The organism is Tyzzerella sp. An114, from assembly GCF_002161055.1.
GTDB lineage: Bacteria > Bacillota > Clostridia > Lachnospirales > Anaerotignaceae > Fimicola > Fimicola cottocaccae.
The window spans coordinates 151,489-168,338 of sequence record NZ_NFLT01000004.1 but is presented as its reverse complement, the minus strand read 5'-3'; the positions used below and the strand labels follow the sequence as shown (position 1 = coordinate 168,338).

General features: G+C 33.2%; 15 protein-coding genes. 10 read left to right on the top strand and 5 right to left on the bottom strand.

Annotated features, from left to right (window positions below):
- Nucleotides 1-5: 5 nt before the first annotated feature.
- Nucleotides 6-1,214 carry a YibE/F family protein gene (locus B5E58_RS05355; RefSeq protein WP_242956605.1) on the bottom strand — a complete coding sequence of 403 codons (1,209 nt, stop codon included), beginning with the start codon at nucleotides 1,212-1,214 and terminating at the stop codon, nucleotides 6-8.
- Nucleotides 1,215-1,348: 134 nt separating this feature from the next.
- On the opposite strand from B5E58_RS05355, the gene dnaX reads away from it, so the two are divergent.
- The 3 genes from dnaX to recR all read left to right on the top strand — a co-directional run bounded on the left by dnaX (nucleotide 1,349) and on the right by recR (nucleotide 3,977).
- Complete coding sequence (gene dnaX / locus B5E58_RS05350; protein ID WP_088108657.1) at nucleotides 1,349-2,935, top strand: DNA polymerase III subunit gamma/tau; 1,587 nt, start codon at nucleotides 1,349-1,351, stop codon at nucleotides 2,933-2,935.
- Nucleotides 2,936-3,029: 94 nt separating this feature from the next.
- Nucleotides 3,030-3,374 carry a YbaB/EbfC family nucleoid-associated protein gene (locus B5E58_RS05345; RefSeq protein ID WP_088108656.1) on the top strand — a complete coding sequence of 115 codons (345 nt, stop codon included), beginning with the start codon at nucleotides 3,030-3,032 and terminating at the stop codon, nucleotides 3,372-3,374.
- 3 nt (nucleotides 3,375-3,377) lie between these two features.
- Nucleotides 3,378-3,977 carry a recombination mediator RecR gene (gene recR, locus B5E58_RS05340; protein WP_088108655.1) on the top strand — a complete coding sequence of 200 codons (600 nt, stop codon included), beginning with the start codon at nucleotides 3,378-3,380 and terminating at the stop codon, nucleotides 3,975-3,977.
- A gap of 46 nt (nucleotides 3,978-4,023) precedes the next feature.
- Here recR and B5E58_RS05335 read toward each other — a convergent pair whose 3' ends face one another.
- The 4 genes from B5E58_RS05335 to B5E58_RS05320 form a co-directional block, all read right to left on the bottom strand.
- Entirely contained in the window at nucleotides 4,024-4,980 is a 957-nt protein-coding gene (locus B5E58_RS05335) for an ABC transporter permease (RefSeq protein WP_088108654.1), read from the bottom strand.
- Nucleotides 4,981-4,982: 2 nt separating this feature from the next.
- Entirely contained in the window at nucleotides 4,983-6,080 is a 1,098-nt protein-coding gene (locus B5E58_RS05330) for an ABC transporter permease (protein WP_088108653.1), read from the bottom strand.
- Nucleotides 6,073-7,608, bottom strand: a complete 1,536-nt coding sequence (locus B5E58_RS05325; protein ID WP_088108652.1) for an ABC transporter ATP-binding protein — start codon at nucleotides 7,606-7,608, stop codon at nucleotides 6,073-6,075. The genes B5E58_RS05330 and B5E58_RS05325 overlap by 8 nt, the downstream gene beginning before the upstream one ends.
- A 75-nt stretch (nucleotides 7,609-7,683) precedes the next feature.
- Nucleotides 7,684-8,868, bottom strand: coding sequence for a BMP family ABC transporter substrate-binding protein (locus B5E58_RS05320; RefSeq protein ID WP_088108651.1), 1,185 nt, complete (start codon nucleotides 8,866-8,868; stop codon nucleotides 7,684-7,686).
- Nucleotides 8,869-9,374: 506 nt separating this feature from the next.
- Here B5E58_RS05320 and B5E58_RS05315 point away from each other — a divergent pair.
- The 7 genes from B5E58_RS05315 (at nucleotide 9,375) to minE (ending at nucleotide 16,614) form a co-directional block, all read left to right on the top strand.
- Complete coding sequence (locus B5E58_RS05315; protein ID WP_088108650.1) at nucleotides 9,375-10,403, top strand: rod shape-determining protein; 1,029 nt, start codon at nucleotides 9,375-9,377, stop codon at nucleotides 10,401-10,403.
- 42 nt (nucleotides 10,404-10,445) lie between these two features.
- Nucleotides 10,446-11,324: a rod shape-determining protein MreC gene (mreC, locus tag B5E58_RS05310; protein ID WP_088108649.1), complete on the top strand. Its 879-nt coding sequence runs from the start codon at nucleotides 10,446-10,448 to the stop codon at nucleotides 11,322-11,324.
- Nucleotides 11,321-11,839 (top strand): rod shape-determining protein MreD, encoded by a 519-nt coding sequence (mreD, locus tag B5E58_RS05305; protein ID WP_158097673.1) that lies wholly within the window; start codon nucleotides 11,321-11,323, stop codon nucleotides 11,837-11,839. The genes mreC and mreD overlap by 4 nt, the downstream gene beginning before the upstream one ends.
- 32 nt (nucleotides 11,840-11,871) lie before the next feature.
- Nucleotides 11,872-14,697: a penicillin-binding transpeptidase domain-containing protein gene (locus B5E58_RS05300; protein ID WP_088108647.1), complete on the top strand. Its 2,826-nt coding sequence runs from the start codon at nucleotides 11,872-11,874 to the stop codon at nucleotides 14,695-14,697.
- A gap of 18 nt (nucleotides 14,698-14,715) precedes the next feature.
- Complete coding sequence (locus tag B5E58_RS05295) at nucleotides 14,716-15,345, top strand: septum site-determining protein MinC (RefSeq protein WP_088108646.1); 630 nt, start codon at nucleotides 14,716-14,718, stop codon at nucleotides 15,343-15,345.
- A gap of 157 nt (nucleotides 15,346-15,502) precedes the next feature.
- Entirely contained in the window at nucleotides 15,503-16,300 is a 798-nt protein-coding gene (minD, locus tag B5E58_RS05290) for a septum site-determining protein MinD (protein ID WP_088108645.1), read from the top strand.
- Nucleotides 16,301-16,323: 23 nt separating this feature from the next.
- On the top strand, nucleotides 16,324-16,614 hold the full coding sequence (gene minE, locus B5E58_RS05285; RefSeq protein ID WP_088108644.1) for a cell division topological specificity factor MinE: 291 nt from the start codon (nucleotides 16,324-16,326) through the stop codon (nucleotides 16,612-16,614).
- The last annotated feature ends 236 nt before the right edge of the window (nucleotides 16,615-16,850 follow it).

The following is a 16,850-nucleotide window of genomic DNA, read 5'->3' as shown; positions in this document are numbered from 1 at the left end:
TTTCTTTAATATTCAACATCATCAACATTACTATCTTCAATATTACTTTTACTCTTTTTTGAATATAAAAAAGCTGCTATAAAAGATGTAAAAGGAATTGTAAAAAGTATTCCTATACTTCCCACAAGAGCTTGAAGTATTTCAACAACTACCATTTCTCTATTCATAAGACTTAAAATATTAGGATTATATATTATAAGCAAAAGAACAGATGAGAGAGAACTACCTATATATGCAAGAACAAGAGTATTTGCCATAGTTCCCATAATATCTCTACCTATTGTAAACCCTGAACCAATAAGCATATAAAAATCAGCATTTTCAACTTTTTTTGAAAGTTCATAGAGTGATGATGATATAGACATTGAAACGTCCATAACAGCACCCATAGCACCTATTATTATTGAACCAAATATTATACCTAAAAGGTCAATAGGTTTTTCTGTATCAAGAAGTGTTATATGTATTGAAGTTTCATCTAGAACACCTGTAAGATGTAAAATCTTATTCATTATAAGTGTAATTACACCTGCAAGCAATACACCGGAAAAGCAACCTATAATGGCTGAAAGTGTTTTTTTATCACAGCCATTAACTATTACAAGAGTCATAATTATTGTATATAAACATATTATAACAGATGTTATATAAATATTCGCCCCCGCCAACACAGAAGGCACAAAAACACCGAATATAGCAAGACAAGTAAATCCAAGGGAAACTATTGTATTTACACCTTTTTTCCCTCCAAACAAAAGTATAAGCAACAAAAATGCTACCATAAGTATCATAAGTTTATCTGTTCTTAACATCTCTGAATAAATCCAATCTCCGGAAATATCAATGTTATCCCCCTCATCATGGGTTAAAAGAACTTTGTCACCTTTCTCTATCTGTTTTGTGACATAAGGTGAAAAATTATCTATATTCTGTATACCACTTACTATTTTACCTTTATACTCTCCGCTTAATATTTCAGCTTTAAAATTTACCGTTATAGTGGACATAGATGTTCCTTCTCCAAGAGAATATTCATCTGTATCTATGCTTTTTATCTCAATTATCCTAGCTTTTTCAGCCAAGCCATTTTGTCCTTGCCATAACACAGATTTCTGTGTAAAAATCCTATTTCCGGCAAATATAAATATGACAGAGAATATAACCGTAATAATGTACATTATGCTATTAAGTTTTTTCTGTTTAGTTATTTTCACAAATTATCATCTCCTACAAATTATAATAATACATTATATAATCGAAAAAATCAAAAAAAGATTACACAACTTTAAATATATGATAAAATATCAAAGTAGTTTAATATTAAAAAATCCTTTTGGAGAGTTGATTTATGTCATACACAGCATTATATAGAAAATACCGTCCCGACACATTTAATGGTGTTATAGGACAAGACCATATAGTAAAAACACTTAAAAACGAAATGAATACAGGAAGGATTTCCCATGCATATCTTTTTTGCGGAACAAGAGGAACGGGAAAAACTTCAACAGCAAAAATATTTGCAAAGGCAATAAACTGCGAAAATCCTATTGATGGAGAGCCCTGTGGAAAATGTAATCCTTGCACAGCCATAGCCCAAGGACGCAGTGTAAATGTTATTGAAATTGATGCTGCTTCAAATAACAGTGTAGATAACATAAGAGAGATACGTGAAGAAGTAAAATATCCACCAACGGAAGGAAAATATAAAGTATATATAATTGATGAAGTTCATATGCTTTCTCAAGGAGCTTTTAACGCTCTTTTAAAAACATTGGAAGAACCTCCAGCCCATGTTATATTTATACTGGCAACAACAGACCCTCAAAAAGTGCCTGTTACAATACTTTCAAGATGTCAAAGATTTGATTTTAGAAGAATAACTTCTGACGATATTGTTTCTACATTATCAAAATATCTTGAAAATGAAAATGTTCAGGCTGATGAAGACGCATTAAGATATATTTCCCATTTGGCTGACGGTTCAATGCGTGATTCTTTGAGCATACTTGACCAATGTCTTTCATTTTTCTACGGCGAGACAATAACTCTTGAAAAAGTTATTGATATTTCAGGAGCTGTTGACACAACAGTATTTTTTAAAACAGCTGATGCGATTTTTAATAAAGACGCTAAAAAACTTATGGACATTGTTGATGAAGTTGTAATGGAAGGTAGAGATGTCAAACAGTTTGTATCAGAACTTATAAACCATTTTAGAAACCTTCTTGTAGCTATTTCTGTTGATAATCCTTCAAATATACTTGATATGTCAACAGAAAATATAAAAGAACTTAAAAATCAAAGCAATAATACTTCTGCCGATGAGCTTATATATCTTATAAAAACATTTTCAACATTGTCAAACGAAATAAAATATTCAGATAATGAGAGAGTACTTCTTGAAGTTATGTTTATAAAACTCTGTACACCTTCAGCAGAAAAAAGTTATGATGGACTTTTAGCAAGAATAAGTGCCATTGAGAGGGCTGTAAAAGATGGTATAAAGGTTTCTGCAACTATTGAAACACCAGTTTCAAAACCTGTTAAAAAAACTAAAGCAGCCCCTAAACCAAAGGCAGAAAGCGAAGATTTTAAGAGGCTTAGAAATATGTGGCTTGATTTTTGCGAAAACTTCAAAATGCCTCTTAGAGGAATACTTTTAAAAAGTGAGCTTAGACAAAAAGACTCTGACACCGTATATATATCTTGTGAAAAGCCTTTTGAAAGGGATATGGTCAAAAATAGTCTTAACATTATAAAAGATATTCTTGATGAAAAAACAGGAAAAGAATTTGAATTGGCAACAATAACAGAAAGTGAATATAAAAGATGGCATGACATAACTTATGGAGTTGAGGAAAGTCAATCTCCAGAAGATGAGGACTGGGAAAGTCTCATGTCAAATGTATTCCCTGACGCTGATTTTCTATAATTTTTATAAAATCAATGATTTTTATGATAATGTTGCAACTATTTTAAGTATACTGTAAAATATAAAAAAACAAAATTTAGGAGGATTTATAATTATGGCAAGAGGATTTAACCCTATGGGTGGTATGGGCGGCATGAATATGAATAATCTCATGAAACAGGCCCAGAAAATGCAGAAACAGATGCTTGAGGCTCAGGAGACTTTAGGAGATAAGACTCTTGAAATGTCATCAGGTGGCGGTGCCGTAAAAATCGTTATTTCAGGTAAAAAAGAAATAAAATCAATAAAAATTGACCCTGAGGTTGTTGACCCAGATGATGTTGAAATGCTTGAAGACCTTATACTTTCAGCAGTAAACGAGGCTATACGTCAGGCAGATGAAATGTACAACTCTGAAATGTCAAAAATCACAGGAGGTCTTGGTGGAGGTCTTTTCTAATATATGAACTACTACGGAGACCCTATAACAAAACTTATAGAGGAATTTGCCTCACTTCCCGGAATTGGTGGAAAATCAGCTCAAAGAATAGCTTTTCATATTATAAATATGCCTAAAGACAGGGCTTATGCTCTATCTAACGCTATAAAAGACGCTGTTGAAAATGTACATTACTGTTCCATATGCTGTAATCTTACAGATGAAGACCCTTGTCCTATATGTTCAAACATAACAAGAAACCATAATATAATAATGGTTGTTGAAGACCCAAGAGACATGGCAGCCTATGAGCGTACAAAGGAATTTAATGGAGTTTACCATGTTTTACATGGTGCTATATCACCAATGACAGGAATAGGACCTTCCGATATAAAAATAAAAGAACTTCTTACAAGAATTCAAAATAATGATGTGGAAGAAATAATACTTGCAACAAACCCAAATGTTGAAGGTGAAGCAACAGCAATGTATATAAGCCGTCTCATTAAACCTTTGGGAATTAAAGTTACAAGAATAGCAAACGGTGTGCCTGTTGGTGGAGACCTTGAATATGTTGACGAAGTCACATTATCAAGAGCTCTTGAAGGCAGACGAGAATTATAAATTTATAAAAATAAAAGGTGTCATATTAATATGACACCTTTTTATTTTATCTTTCTTCCCTAAAATAGTTTATACCGCAACTTTCAGGTATATTATTTTCTTTAGACTGTTTAACAGATGTTATAACAAGTACAAGAGCTGTTATAAGGAATGGGAGCATATCATAAAATGCATTTGGAAATGGGAATACTGATTTAGGTATATAATACTTAAGTACACGCAAAGCACCAAATATAAATGAGCCCCATATAGCATTTACAGGTTTCCATGATGCGAATATAACAAGAGCAACGGCAATCCAACCAAGACCACCAACGTTGTTACTTATCCACACACCACCGTTTATAATCATAGAACAGTAAGCTCCACCAATACCACATATACCTCCACCAATAAGGAGATTTATATATTTAAGTTTAGTAACCTTTATACCTGCCGCATCAGCTGCCCCTGGATTTTCACCTATTGCTCTTACATTAAGACCAATTCTTGTTTTATAAAGATAAAATCCAACAGCAATAGCAATTATTATTCCCATATAAACAAAAGGATTATATGAGAAAAACATTTTTCCTATTACAGGTATATCACTCAAAAAAGGTATATGTATGTCTCTCATCTGAGAAGTTATATTTTCAGGTAATTTTAATGTTCCTGTTTCAGATTTTCCAAGCATATATATTCCTATAAAGTTTGAAAGACCTATACCGAATATTGTAAGGGTAAGACCTGTAACGTTTTGATTTGCCATAAATGTTACAGTCAACACAGCATATATAAGAGATGATAAAGCTGCTGCAATAAATGAAGCTATAATGGCAAGAACAAAATTATCTGTAATATATCCTACCATAAAGCCTGCACAAGCACCTATTGACATCATACCCTCAACACCAAGGTTAAGATGACCAACTTTCTCATTTATTATCTCTCCAACAGTACCAAAAAGGAGTGGAGTACCTGCAAGAACTGCTGCTACAAATATATTTAAAACCATATCCATTATCAGGCACCTCCTTTTTTGCGGAATACAAATTTATATCTTACAAAAAGTTCACAGCCAAGTACAAAGAAAAGTATTATTCCCTGTAAAACGTCGGCACAATCTGTTGAAAGTCCATAGGATGATTGTAAAACACTACTTCCCTTTTCAAGTATACTGAAAAGGAATGATATTACAAATATCATAATAGGATTAAGTTTTGCAAGCCATGCAACTATAATGGCGGTAAATCCGACACCACCTGCAACAGCTGTTGTAAGAGTTTTGTCAGAACCTGTTGCCTGTATCATTCCAGCTATACCACATATAGCACCACTTAAAAACATTGTTCTTAAAGTTATAAATTTTACATTCATACCGGCATATCTTGCTGTCTCGTGGCTTTCACCTACAACACTTATTTCATAGCCTTGTTTTGTATATTTTATGTATATAAAAACAACAACAGTAAGTATTATAGCCACAATCCAACCTATATGAACACCAAAAACTCTATCAAGCATTGCATTTTTTGAAAATGTAGCAATTTTTGAATAACCTTGAGAACCCGGGTCCATCCAAGGGCCATCTCTTAAATATGACACAATGTGTAATGCTATATAGTTAAGCATAAGTGTGAAAAGTGTTTCATTTGTATCAAATTTTGATTTAAAAAATGCTGGTATAAGACCCCACAAGCCACCGCCTATAATTCCAGCAACAAACATTATAAATATAAGAAGTCCATGATTTAAAGTATCATGGAAAAGTGCAAAATATGAAGCAAATATTGCACCCATAATAATTTGACCTTCAGCACCTATATTCCAGAATTTCATTTTGAAGGCAAGGGTTACGCCCAAAGATGTTATAAGTAGAGGTATCATTATTTTTACAGTGCCTTGAAATGCCATAGCACTTCTAAAAGCACCGGATATTATTGTTCCATAAACAGCAAAAGGATTTTCACCTATTAAAAGTATAAAAACTCCTCCTGCAACTATGGCAAGTATAAAAGCCATAATTCTCAATAAAGCAACCTTTTTCCCTGAAATCTCAGCTTTTTTAACAACACGTGCAAAAGGCTCTTTTGTTGTTTTTAAGGCTGTCTGATTAGTCATCTTCTTCCTCCTCTCCAATTCTTCCACCTGTCATAAGAACTCCTATTTCTTCTTTTGTTGTTGTTCTTGCATCAACAATTCCTGTTATTTTTCCATGACAAAGAACCATAATTCTATCAGAAAGCTCTAACAAAACATCAAGGTCTTCACCTATAAAAAGTACAGCCACACCCTTTTCTTTTTGGTCATTTAAAAGGTCATAAACTGTATATGATGAATTTATATCAAGTCCCCTTACAGGATAGGCAGTTATTAAAAGATTTGGGTTTGATTCTATTTCTCTACCTAAAAGAACTTTTTGCACATTTCCTCCAGACATAAGTCTTACAGGAGTATCAACACTTGGAGTAACTATTTTAAGTTTTTCTTTAAGTTTTTTAGCAAGCTCTCTTGCCGGTTTTCTATCAACAAAAAATCCTTTTTTATCTTTATAGGATTTTAAGAGCATATTATCAACCATACCCATTGAAGCAACAAGTCCCATTCCCAATCTATCTTCAGGAACAAAACTCATACTTATTCCAAGTTTTATTATATCAGCAGGGCTTTTTCCCAATATATTTTCTTTTTTATATAAAATAGCTCCTTCTTTTGCTGGCATAAGTCCTGCTATTGTCTCGCAAAGCTCCTTTTGTCCACTTCCAGCAACTCCAGCAACTCCAAGTATCTCCCCTGTTTTTATATTAAAGGAAATATCATCAAGGGCTTTTGTTCCGTCATCTTTTACTACTGTTAAATCAACAATTTTAAGTATTTTTTTCTTATCTGAAATTTCATTTCTCTCAATTTCAAGACTTACAGGGCGTCCCACCATAAGTTCAGTAAGCTGTTTTTCATTTGTCTCTGAAGTTTTTACAGTATCAATGCTCTTTCCTTTTCTAAGTATTGTAACTCTATCACTTATTGCCATAACCTCATTAAGTTTATGAGTTATTATTATTATTGCACAGCCCTGTTCTTTCATTTTTCTAAGAAGGGCAAAAAGTTTTTCTGTCTCCTGTGGTGTTAAAACAGCCGTAGGTTCATCAAGTATTAATATTTTTGCTCCTCTATAAACTACTTTTAAAATTTCAACAGTCTGTTTCTCACTTACAGACATATTATATATTTTTTTATCAGGGTCAATTTCAAGACCAAGTTTTTTGCTTATATTTCTTATTTCTTCTTTTAAAGCCTTAGGCTTCATTTTCTTTGTATTTGCACCGAGTATAATGTTATCACCAGCACTAAAAACTTCCACAAGTTTAAAATGTTGATGTATCATACCTATTCCAAGTCCCATAGCATCAACAGGAGAATTTATACTTACTTCATCACCGCCAATATATATAGTACCACTATCAGGGTGATATATTCCCGAAAGCATATTCATAAGTGTTGTTTTACCTGAACCATTTTCACCTAAAAGAGCAAGTATTTCTCCATATTCCACATTAAGTTCTATATTATCATTAGCAACAACACTTCCGAAAGTTTTTGTTATCCCCTTACATTCTATGGCATATCTTACTGCCTTTTCATTAGACATAATGTCACCTCAAAATAATAAAATATTTTTAAAAAGGCGGTCATATTAAGACCGCCTTTAAATTTAGGGTATCAATTATTTTTCAACAATATTCTTGAAATACCAGTTAATTCCGCCTGTGATTGTTGCATCATCAAGACCTTTTCCTTCAGGGTCAATAACTTCACCTGTATTTGTCTCAATTGGACCTGTGAATACGTCCCATTCACCAGACTCAATTTTTGTTTTTTCTTCTTCAATTTTTTCTGCTGTTCCTTCAGCACAGAAATCTGCTAAAGGAGCTAAATCAACAAGACCTTCATGAATTCCACCGAAATAGTTTTCACCTGTCCATTTTCCATCTATTATTGACTGAACAGCATATGTATAATAAGCACCCCAATTCCATATTGTTGATGTTAATACAGCCTTAGGAGCATCTTTTGACATATCTGAGTTATAACCTACACCGTAAACACCAGCTGCTTCGGCTGCAAGCTGTGGGTTTGGAGTGTCACAGTGTTGTCCTATAACGTCACAGCCTTCTGCTATAAGAGCATCAGCAGCCTGTTTTTCGCCTTCTGGGTCAAACCAGCTGTTTGTTGTTTTAATATAAACTTTAGCATCTGGATTTACTGCATAAACACCCATAGCAAAGGCATCAGCACCACCTGTTACCTCTGAGTTATCTTTTCCCCATGCTGCAACGTATCCAATTTTATCTGTCTCTGTTTTTAAACCTGCTGCAATACCTGTAAGGTATCTTGATTGATAAATTCTTCCGAAGTAGTTGTTAAAGTTTTTACCATTTGATTTGTAGCCTGTACCATGAGAGAATATAACATCTGGATATTCTTCTGCAAGAAGTTCACAAGTATCCATATATCCCCAACTTGTTGCAAATATTACATTACAGCCTTCTTCTATACACTCAAGCATTGCTGTTTCAATAGCAGTAGGGTCATCATCTGCAACATCATTTTTTCTTACAATCTGACTATCCTCAAGACCAATTGCATTCTGCATTGCAACTATACCTTGGTCATGAGTATATGTGTATCCTGAGCCTTCAGCAGGGTTTGAAATGTGAATAACACCAATTTTAATATCTTCTTTTGCTATGGTAGGCATAACACCTTCACTGCCTTCTTCACTTTCACCTTTTGCTTCTGTCTGTGTCTCTGTGCCTTGTGTGTTTTCATCTTTTGTACTGTTTCCACAGCCAGCAAGAGCACCAAAAACCATTGTCAAAGCAAGTGCAATACTTAAAAACTTTTTCATAACAATCCTCCTTCAAAAAATATCCCTAATTTAAAATATGCAGGTTTTTAAACCCATAAAAATATAAAAAGGCAAAACAAGATACTGTTCTGCCTATTTTTTTATATTTTTACTACAAAATAACTTTAAACTAAAATCATAAAAATTTCAATATTATTCACACAGTATACTTTAATATCTACATCTTTAACAAAATTTATATGTCTAAAAAGGGCCTTTTCAACATTTGAAATCACATAAAAAGATATTTTTTGAGTTGATTTTTTTGTAAAAAAACAATTTTTTTAAATTTTTATTGATTATTTACAAATTTTTTATTCTTCTTAAAAATTTTTTAATATTTGAGAAGGGTTCAAAGTGTTGAAATTACTATAAAAAAGAGGTATCATTAATAGTATTGATTTTTTATAATAAAGTTTTTATGACATAATAAAAAGTATGTTTTTTATATTTTAAAAATCTGACTATACTAGTAACATCTTACAAATTGAAGGGAGAAATTTTTAATGTTTACAAAAGATATGGGTATAGACCTTGGTACAGCAAATACGCTGGTTTATATGAAGGGAAAAGGAATTGTTGTCAATGAACCTTCTGTTGTTGCAATAAACACACAGACAAGAGAAGTTCTTGCTGTGGGAAATGAAGCTAAAGAAATGATTGGACGTACACCAGGAAACATTGTTGCTATAAGACCAATGAAAGATGGTGTTATTGCAGACTTTGACACAACACAGGCTATGCTTCGCTATTTTATAGGAAAAGCTTATGTTCGTTCAATGTTTGGACCAAAACCAAGAGTTGTTGTATGTGTTCCTTCAGGAGCAACAGAAGTTGAAAAAAGAGCAATTATAGAAGCTGCTATATCAGCAGGTTCAAAAGATAAAGACACATACCTTATAGAAGAGCCTATGGCTGCTTCAATCGGTGCTGGACTTCCTGTTGAAGAACCTACTGGAAGTATGGTTGTTGATATTGGTGGTGGTACAGCTGAAGTTGCTGTAATATCTCTTGGCGGTATAGTTACAAGTACATCTTTAAGAGTTGCCGGTGATGAATTTGATTCATATATCGTAAACTACATTAAAAAAGAATATAATCTTGCTATTGGTGATAGAACAGCAGAAGAAATCAAAATACAGATTGGTTCTGCATTCCCTAAAGAAACACCACAGACAATGGACATAAGAGGTCGTGACCTTATAACAGGTCTTCCAAAAACAATTCAGATAACTTCACCTGAAATTATGGAAGCCCTTCACGAGCCTGTATACTCAATAGTAGAAACAATAAAACAGACTCTTGAGGCTACTCCTCCAGAACTTGCTGCTGATATTATGGAAAGCGGTATAACACTTACTGGCGGTGGTGCTCTCTTAAGCGGTCTTGACCAGCTTATATCATCAGAAACAGGAATGCCTGTAAATGTTGCAAACGAACCATTAAACTGTGTTGCTATGGGTACAGGACTTGTTCTTGAACATATTGATACATTAAAATCTGTTCTTGTTTCACCAAGAAAAATAAGATTTTAATTTTGACTTATTGTTTTTGGCTATTTTTAAGGAGAGTTTAAATTGAAATTTTTTGAGAACTATAAAAAACAAATATTGACAGTTCTTGCTGTTGTACTTGTTGCCGCCTCTATACTTACAGCAGGCAGAACAGGCAACGCCAATTTTCTTGAAAGTACTCTCGGCTTTGTAATAACTCCTTTACAAAAGGTTACTACAAATGTATCTTCATTTTTTGGAGATAAATTTTCAAATATAAAAAATGAAAAAGACCTTGAAAAAGAAAACGAGGAACTTAAAGCCGAAATTGAACGTCTTGAAAGAGAAAACAAGAGACTCTCCCTTATGGATGAGGAAAACAAAAAACTTTCCTCACTGCTTGAAATTTCTCAGAAATATGCAGCCTATGACACAACTGCTTCGCAGATAATAGCAAAAGACCCGGGGAACTGGTACAATATATTTGTTATAGATAAAGGCACAAAAGAAGGTCTTTCAGCAAACATGGTTTTGACTGCTGAGGGCGGTCTTGTAGGAAAAATAACAGAGTCAGGATACACATACTCAAAAGGTATGAGTATCCTTGACAGTAGAAGTTCCGTATCTGCCATGAGTGTCAGAACAGGAGACTTAGGAATTGTAAAGGGTGATTATACTCTTATGAATGACGGTCTTTGTAAAATGGAGTATATTGACTCTGATGCGGAAATTATGGAAGGAGATGAGATAATAACATCTCACCTCAGTGATATATTTCCTCCGGGTATAAGCATAGGTACCGTAAAGGAGATTAAAACCGACTCAAACGGTCTTACAAAATATGCTATAATAGAGCCTCATGTAGACTTTAAACATCTTGACACTGTTCTTGTTATAAGTGAAAGCGGAGAGATGGAGGAAACAGCAAAAAAAGCCTCAGATAACGAGGAGGTATCCAATTGAAAGAAAGAGTTATATCAACAGCATTGATACTTATTTTGAATATAATACTCCAATCTACCCTTTTTCAGGCAATACGAATTGTAAATATAATGCCTAACACATCTATTATAATAATAGTTTCTTATGCCCTTTTGAGGGGACGTACTGAAGGAGCAGCCGTTGGCTGCTTTTCGGGTATTCTTACGGATATATTCTTTGGTACATCTTTCGGATTTTATGCTTTTTTAGGCATGATGACTGGGTATATATGTGGAAGAAGTTTCCACAATCTTTATCGTGAAAACTATATTCTTCCAATAATGATTTCCTCTGCGGCAGTATTTATATATGAAAACATAATATATTTTACAGGTTTTCTTTTTAAAGGAAACACAGAATATTTTTATTTCTTAATTCACCTTATAATACCTGAAATGGTTTATACAGGAGTGTTTTCAATAATAATATACAGACTTCTTTTTGCTGTTAATGACTGGCTTGAACAGAGAGAAAAATATAGATATAGACTTTTTTAACATAATTATAAATGCTTTAAAAGGAGGTTTACATGAAAAGTTTTTTTGAAAGACTTTCCGAACTTTTTAAAAGCAGAATATTCATAGTCTTTTGTGGTGTATTAGTTCTTTTTGTTATACTTGTATTTAGACTTTTTTACCTACAAATATTAAATGGTGAAAAATATCAACAAGAACTTAAAACAAGTATAATGAACGAGGTTTCAATACCTGCTTCAAGAGGCTGTATATATGACCGATACGGAAGACCTCTAGCCGTCAATCAGGTGGCCTTTTCCGTAAAAATAGATGACAGTATAAATGTAGATTTTGCAGACTCCAGAAATAATGTTATAGACATAGTAGCAAAACAAATTTTTGCACAAGGTCTTACATTAGAAAATACTTTACCTATATCAGACACAAATCCTCCTGAATTTTTATTTGATGGAGATAAAAAGGCAGAAAAAGAATGGAAAGAAAGTATCGGATTATCAAAATCTAATCTTGATATAAGTGCTTCTGAAACTCTTGAATTTTTATATGACAAATATGATATTTCTTCGTCATATACAGAGAGTCAAAAAAGAGGAATTGTTTCACTTGCTATTGAGTCAAGCGATAGAAATCTTATGCTTATAAATCTTATAAACACCCTTAGAGAAAACGGTGAAGAAATTGTAAACGATGTTCCTATATCTCAATCAGAGCCTTATACATTTATGTTTGATGGCAATGAGAAAAAAGAAGAGACATGGAAAAAAGAAGTAGGCATGGAAGATGACGAACTGAAATACTCTGCTGATGAGACAATGGATTATCTTGTGGACTATTTTGGAATAGCAAAAGGTTTACCTGAAACTATAAAAAGAGATATGGTTTCTTTAAGATATTCACTGTATCTTATACGTTATAAAAAATCTCAACCGGTAACAGCGGCTATGGATATAAGTGATAAAACAATAGCTGTCATAGAAGAAAATCAGGACACTTTACCTGGAATCGTAATAGATACAGACTCACTTAGAGTTTATCCAGATGGTGAATATTTTGCTCATATAATAGGATATATAAGAAGTATGTCCGCTGAAGAATATGATGAATATTCTCAATACAAAACAGCAGATGGTTCCAATGTATATTCTATGAATGACGTTATCGGAAAAATAGGTATAGAAAAAGTTGAAGAACTCAATCTTAACGGTCAGGACGGAGAAATACTTGTAGAGGTTGACAGTCTTGGTCGTCGTATAAACACAATAGAAACTAAACAGCCTGTAAGTGGAAAAAATGTTTTTCTTACAATAGATAAAAATCTTCAAATGGTTGCTTATAATGCCCTTGAAAAATATCTGGCAGATGTTCAAATTGTAAGACTTACAACAGGTTCTTCAAAAGATAAAACTGTTTCAACAACAGAGCTTTTTATAACAATGGTTGAGAGCAACAATATATCAGCTAAAGAAATTTTATCATCAACAGAAGGCGAACAGAAAGCTGTTAAAGATATAATACTTGCTGAAAATCCTGCCTTATCTGCTGAAAACAGTGAAGATATAGAAACTGCAAAAACAATAATAATAAATGATATAGAAAAAGGATTAATTTCTGTCCGTCAGCTTACACTTATATTATTTGAACAAGGTGTAATAACTGGTGACGAGGATTATATAAACAGTGTTAGAAGTGGCTCAAAATCTGCTTTGACAGTTGTACTTGAAAAATTAAGAAGTGGCGACCTTAAACCTTATGAAACAGGTCTTGACCCTTGTACAGGTTCAGTTGTTGTTTCAAAGGTTGACAGTGGTGAGACTCTTGCTCTTGTAACATACCCTTCTTATGATAACAACAGACTTGTAAATACATTTGATAACGATTACTATAACAGTCTTCTTCAAGACCCATCAACACCTCTTGTAAACCGACCATTAAGCGAGAAAAAAGCTCCCGGTTCTACATTGAAAATGGTGACTTCATTAGCTGGTCTTGAAACAGGTGTAATAAGCCCTAATACTACTATATATGACCAAGTTTCATTTACTAAAGCCGGTTGGCCTTATGCTAAATGTTGGATTTCTGGAAGTGGTTCCCATGGAGCTATAAATGTTTCTCATGCTCTTGAAGTTTCATGTAACTATTTCTTTTATGAGACAATGTACAGAATGGGAAATGCACAAGACAATACTACTTTAAACAGTATAAAGACATTAAACGAATATATGACTATATTCGGACTTAACACATATACAGGAATTGAAATAGGTGAGACAACACCTAATATGGCTTCAGCAGAGTATAAAGAACGTACAATAAAATCACAAAACCCTGATGCTTCATCAAGTCAAACAAGATGGACTGATGGTGACTCTATACGTGCTGGTATAGGACAGTCTGTAAATAACTTTACAGCAGCAAACATGGCAAAATATATAGCTACTCTTGCAAATGGTGGAACACTTTATAAAATGCATATCATTGATAAAGTAGATAATCCTGACGGTACAACATTTAAGGAAGTTGAAGAAGTAGTTGAAAATGTTCATGAGTTTAAACAAGAAAACCTTGATGCAGTATATGAAGGTATGCTTCTTGTTACACAGGGCTCAAAAGGTACTTTGAGAAATGCTTTCAGAGATTTTCCTATTGATGTAGCTGGAAAATCTGGTACAGCTCAGCAGTCAAGCCTTAGAAGTGACCATACTCTTTTTGTAGGCTTTGCACCTTATGAGGACCCTCAAATCTCTGTTGCTGTAATGGTTCCTTTTGGAGATTCCTCTGTATCTCCTGCACCAGCTATCGCAAAGGAAGTTATAGCAGAGTATATGGGACTTAATTATCAGCCTGAAAATGATTATATGGAAAATATACTTGCTGAATAAAAAAGGAGTGGCAATAAAATGAATAAAGATAACTGTGTTGTTTTTAAAGGTACTGGCAAAGGAATTGCCATTGTACTTTCAGAAAATGCATCTTTTGATGATATAAAAACTGTTCTCGCTGCAAAAATAGAAGCTTCATCAAAATTTTTTGAAGGTGTGACAACAGGTATAACATTAAAAGGAAAAGCTATATCAGAAGATGAGGAACAAGAGCTTATAGAAATTATTTCTGAAAAGCTTAATATGAATATATCATTTTTAAAAACAGACACAGATACAAATAATACTTCCGCAGTACTTACAAAAGATTTAAAAGATTGTAGCTTCACAAAATATCATAAAGGCTCTATTCGCTCAGGACAGGTTTTAAGTTTTGAAGGAAGTATAGTAATAGTTGGCGATGTAAATCCTGGTGCTGTTGTAAAAGCAACAGGAAATATAACTGTATTAGGTCAACTTAAAGGAATTGCCCATGCAGGTTTTGGCGGTAACAGAGATGCTTTTGTCGCCGCAGTATGTATGGTTCCTGTACAACTTAGAATTGCTGATATAATAACTGTTTTCCCTGAAGAAAATATAAAAGGGAAAAAATCTTCCGAATTTGCTTATATAGAAAATGGGCAGATATATGTGAAACCTCTTAACTAATTTTATAATAAATTGACGTAAAGTGTTACTTTTTAAGATTTTTGTACAAAATTTGCTTTAAAAAACTGGTGCAAATTTTTAAAATTTTTGTTAATATATATTTATTAAAGTAGAAAAGTATAAAAATACCTTCTATTTATTGAGAGGAGTAGCATAAATGAGTGAAGTAATTGTAATAACAAGTGGAAAAGGCGGTGTTGGCAAAACAACCACCACTGCAAACCTCGGCTGCGGTCTTGCCCTTTCCGGAAAGAAAGTAGCCCTTGTTGATGCTGATATTGGACTTAGAAACCTTGATGTGGTTATGGGTCTTGAAAACAGAATAGTATATGACCTTGTTGATGTTGTTGAAGGCAATTGTAGATTAAAACAAGCCCTTATTAAAGATAAAAGATATGACGGTCTTTTCCTTCTTCCAGCTGCACAGACAAGAGATAAAGATGCAGTTACACCAGAACAGATGAAAAAACTCTGTAATAATCTTAAAGAAGAAGGCTTTGAATACATACTTATGGATTGTCCTGCTGGTATTGAGCAGGGATTTAAAAATGCCATTGCTGGTGCTGATAAAGCTATCGTTGTAACAACACCTGAAGTCTCTGCTGTAAGAGATGCTGATAGAATTATAGGTCTTCTTGAAGCAAATGGTCTTAATAACCCAACTCTTATATTAAACAGATTAAGACTTGACATGGTTAAACGTGGCGATATGATGACAATAGAAGACGTAAACGAAATACTTGCAATAGATATATTAGGAGTTGTTCCTGATGATGAAAGTATTGTTGTTTCAACTAATAAGGGTGAACCTGCTGTTACAAATGAAGAATCAAAAGCAGGACAAGCTTACCGCAATATAACAAAAAGAATTATGGGAGAAGATGTTCCTCTTATTTCTCTTGAAGATGAGCCGGAAAGCATAATAGAAAAACTCAAAAAATTATTCCGTCGCTGAGAACAAAGGATGTGTATTTAAAAATGGATTTCTTCAGTTTTTTCAAAAAAAAGGACAGCAATGCCTCAAAAGATGTTGCAAAAGACAGACTTAAGCTTGTTCTTGTTCACGACAGAGTAAACTGTTCATCTCAAGTTCTTGAAATGCTTAAAACAGATATTATAAAAGTAATATCAAACTATATGGAAATTGATGAAGAAGAACTTGATATTCAGATTACACAGACTCAGTCCGAAGACAATACCGGTACTGTTCCTGTGCTTTATGCCAATATTCCTATAAAGAGTATGCGAAAAGTAAATCAGGAAGACTAATTAATGTATTACAAATAAGCATTGTTTTTTACACAAAAAACACTATTTTATATGTTTTGCATAATCAATTCTTTATTTTTAGTATATATTTATACATTTAGAACATCATCTTTTGGCAACTTGCAATAATTGTTTGCATGATATAAACAAAAAATTTACTTTTGGCAGAGTGATTTTTATTGCTCTGCTTTATTATTTCTATTATAATATTAATGGGGTATGTTCCAAACAATGGA

What these genes read in the sequence shown, in the direction of transcription:
- dnaX (WP_088108657.1), top strand. Translation starts at nt 1,349, where the DNA reads ATGTCATACACAGCATTATATAGAAAATACCGTCCCGACACATTTAAT.
- B5E58_RS05345 (WP_088108656.1), top strand. Translation starts at nt 3,030, where the DNA reads ATGGCAAGAGGATTTAACCCTATGGGTGGTATGGGCGGCATGAATATG.
- recR (WP_088108655.1), top strand. Translation starts at nt 3,378, where the DNA reads ATGAACTACTACGGAGACCCTATAACAAAACTTATAGAGGAATTTGCC.
- B5E58_RS05335 (WP_088108654.1), bottom strand. Translation starts at nt 4,980, where the DNA reads ATGGATATGGTTTTAAATATATTTGTAGCAGCAGTTCTTGCAGGTACT.
- B5E58_RS05330 (WP_088108653.1), bottom strand. Translation starts at nt 6,080, where the DNA reads ATGACTAATCAGACAGCCTTAAAAACAACAAAAGAGCCTTTTGCACGT.
- B5E58_RS05325 (WP_088108652.1), bottom strand. Translation starts at nt 7,608, where the DNA reads ATGTCTAATGAAAAGGCAGTAAGATATGCCATAGAATGTAAGGGGATA.
- B5E58_RS05320 (WP_088108651.1), bottom strand. Translation starts at nt 8,868, where the DNA reads ATGAAAAAGTTTTTAAGTATTGCACTTGCTTTGACAATGGTTTTTGGT.
- B5E58_RS05315 (WP_088108650.1), top strand. Translation starts at nt 9,375, where the DNA reads ATGTTTACAAAAGATATGGGTATAGACCTTGGTACAGCAAATACGCTG.
- B5E58_RS05300 (WP_088108647.1), top strand. Translation starts at nt 11,872, where the DNA reads ATGAAAAGTTTTTTTGAAAGACTTTCCGAACTTTTTAAAAGCAGAATA.
- B5E58_RS05295 (WP_088108646.1), top strand. Translation starts at nt 14,716, where the DNA reads ATGAATAAAGATAACTGTGTTGTTTTTAAAGGTACTGGCAAAGGAATT.
- minD (WP_088108645.1), top strand. Translation starts at nt 15,503, where the DNA reads ATGAGTGAAGTAATTGTAATAACAAGTGGAAAAGGCGGTGTTGGCAAA.
- minE (WP_088108644.1), top strand. Translation starts at nt 16,324, where the DNA reads ATGGATTTCTTCAGTTTTTTCAAAAAAAAGGACAGCAATGCCTCAAAA.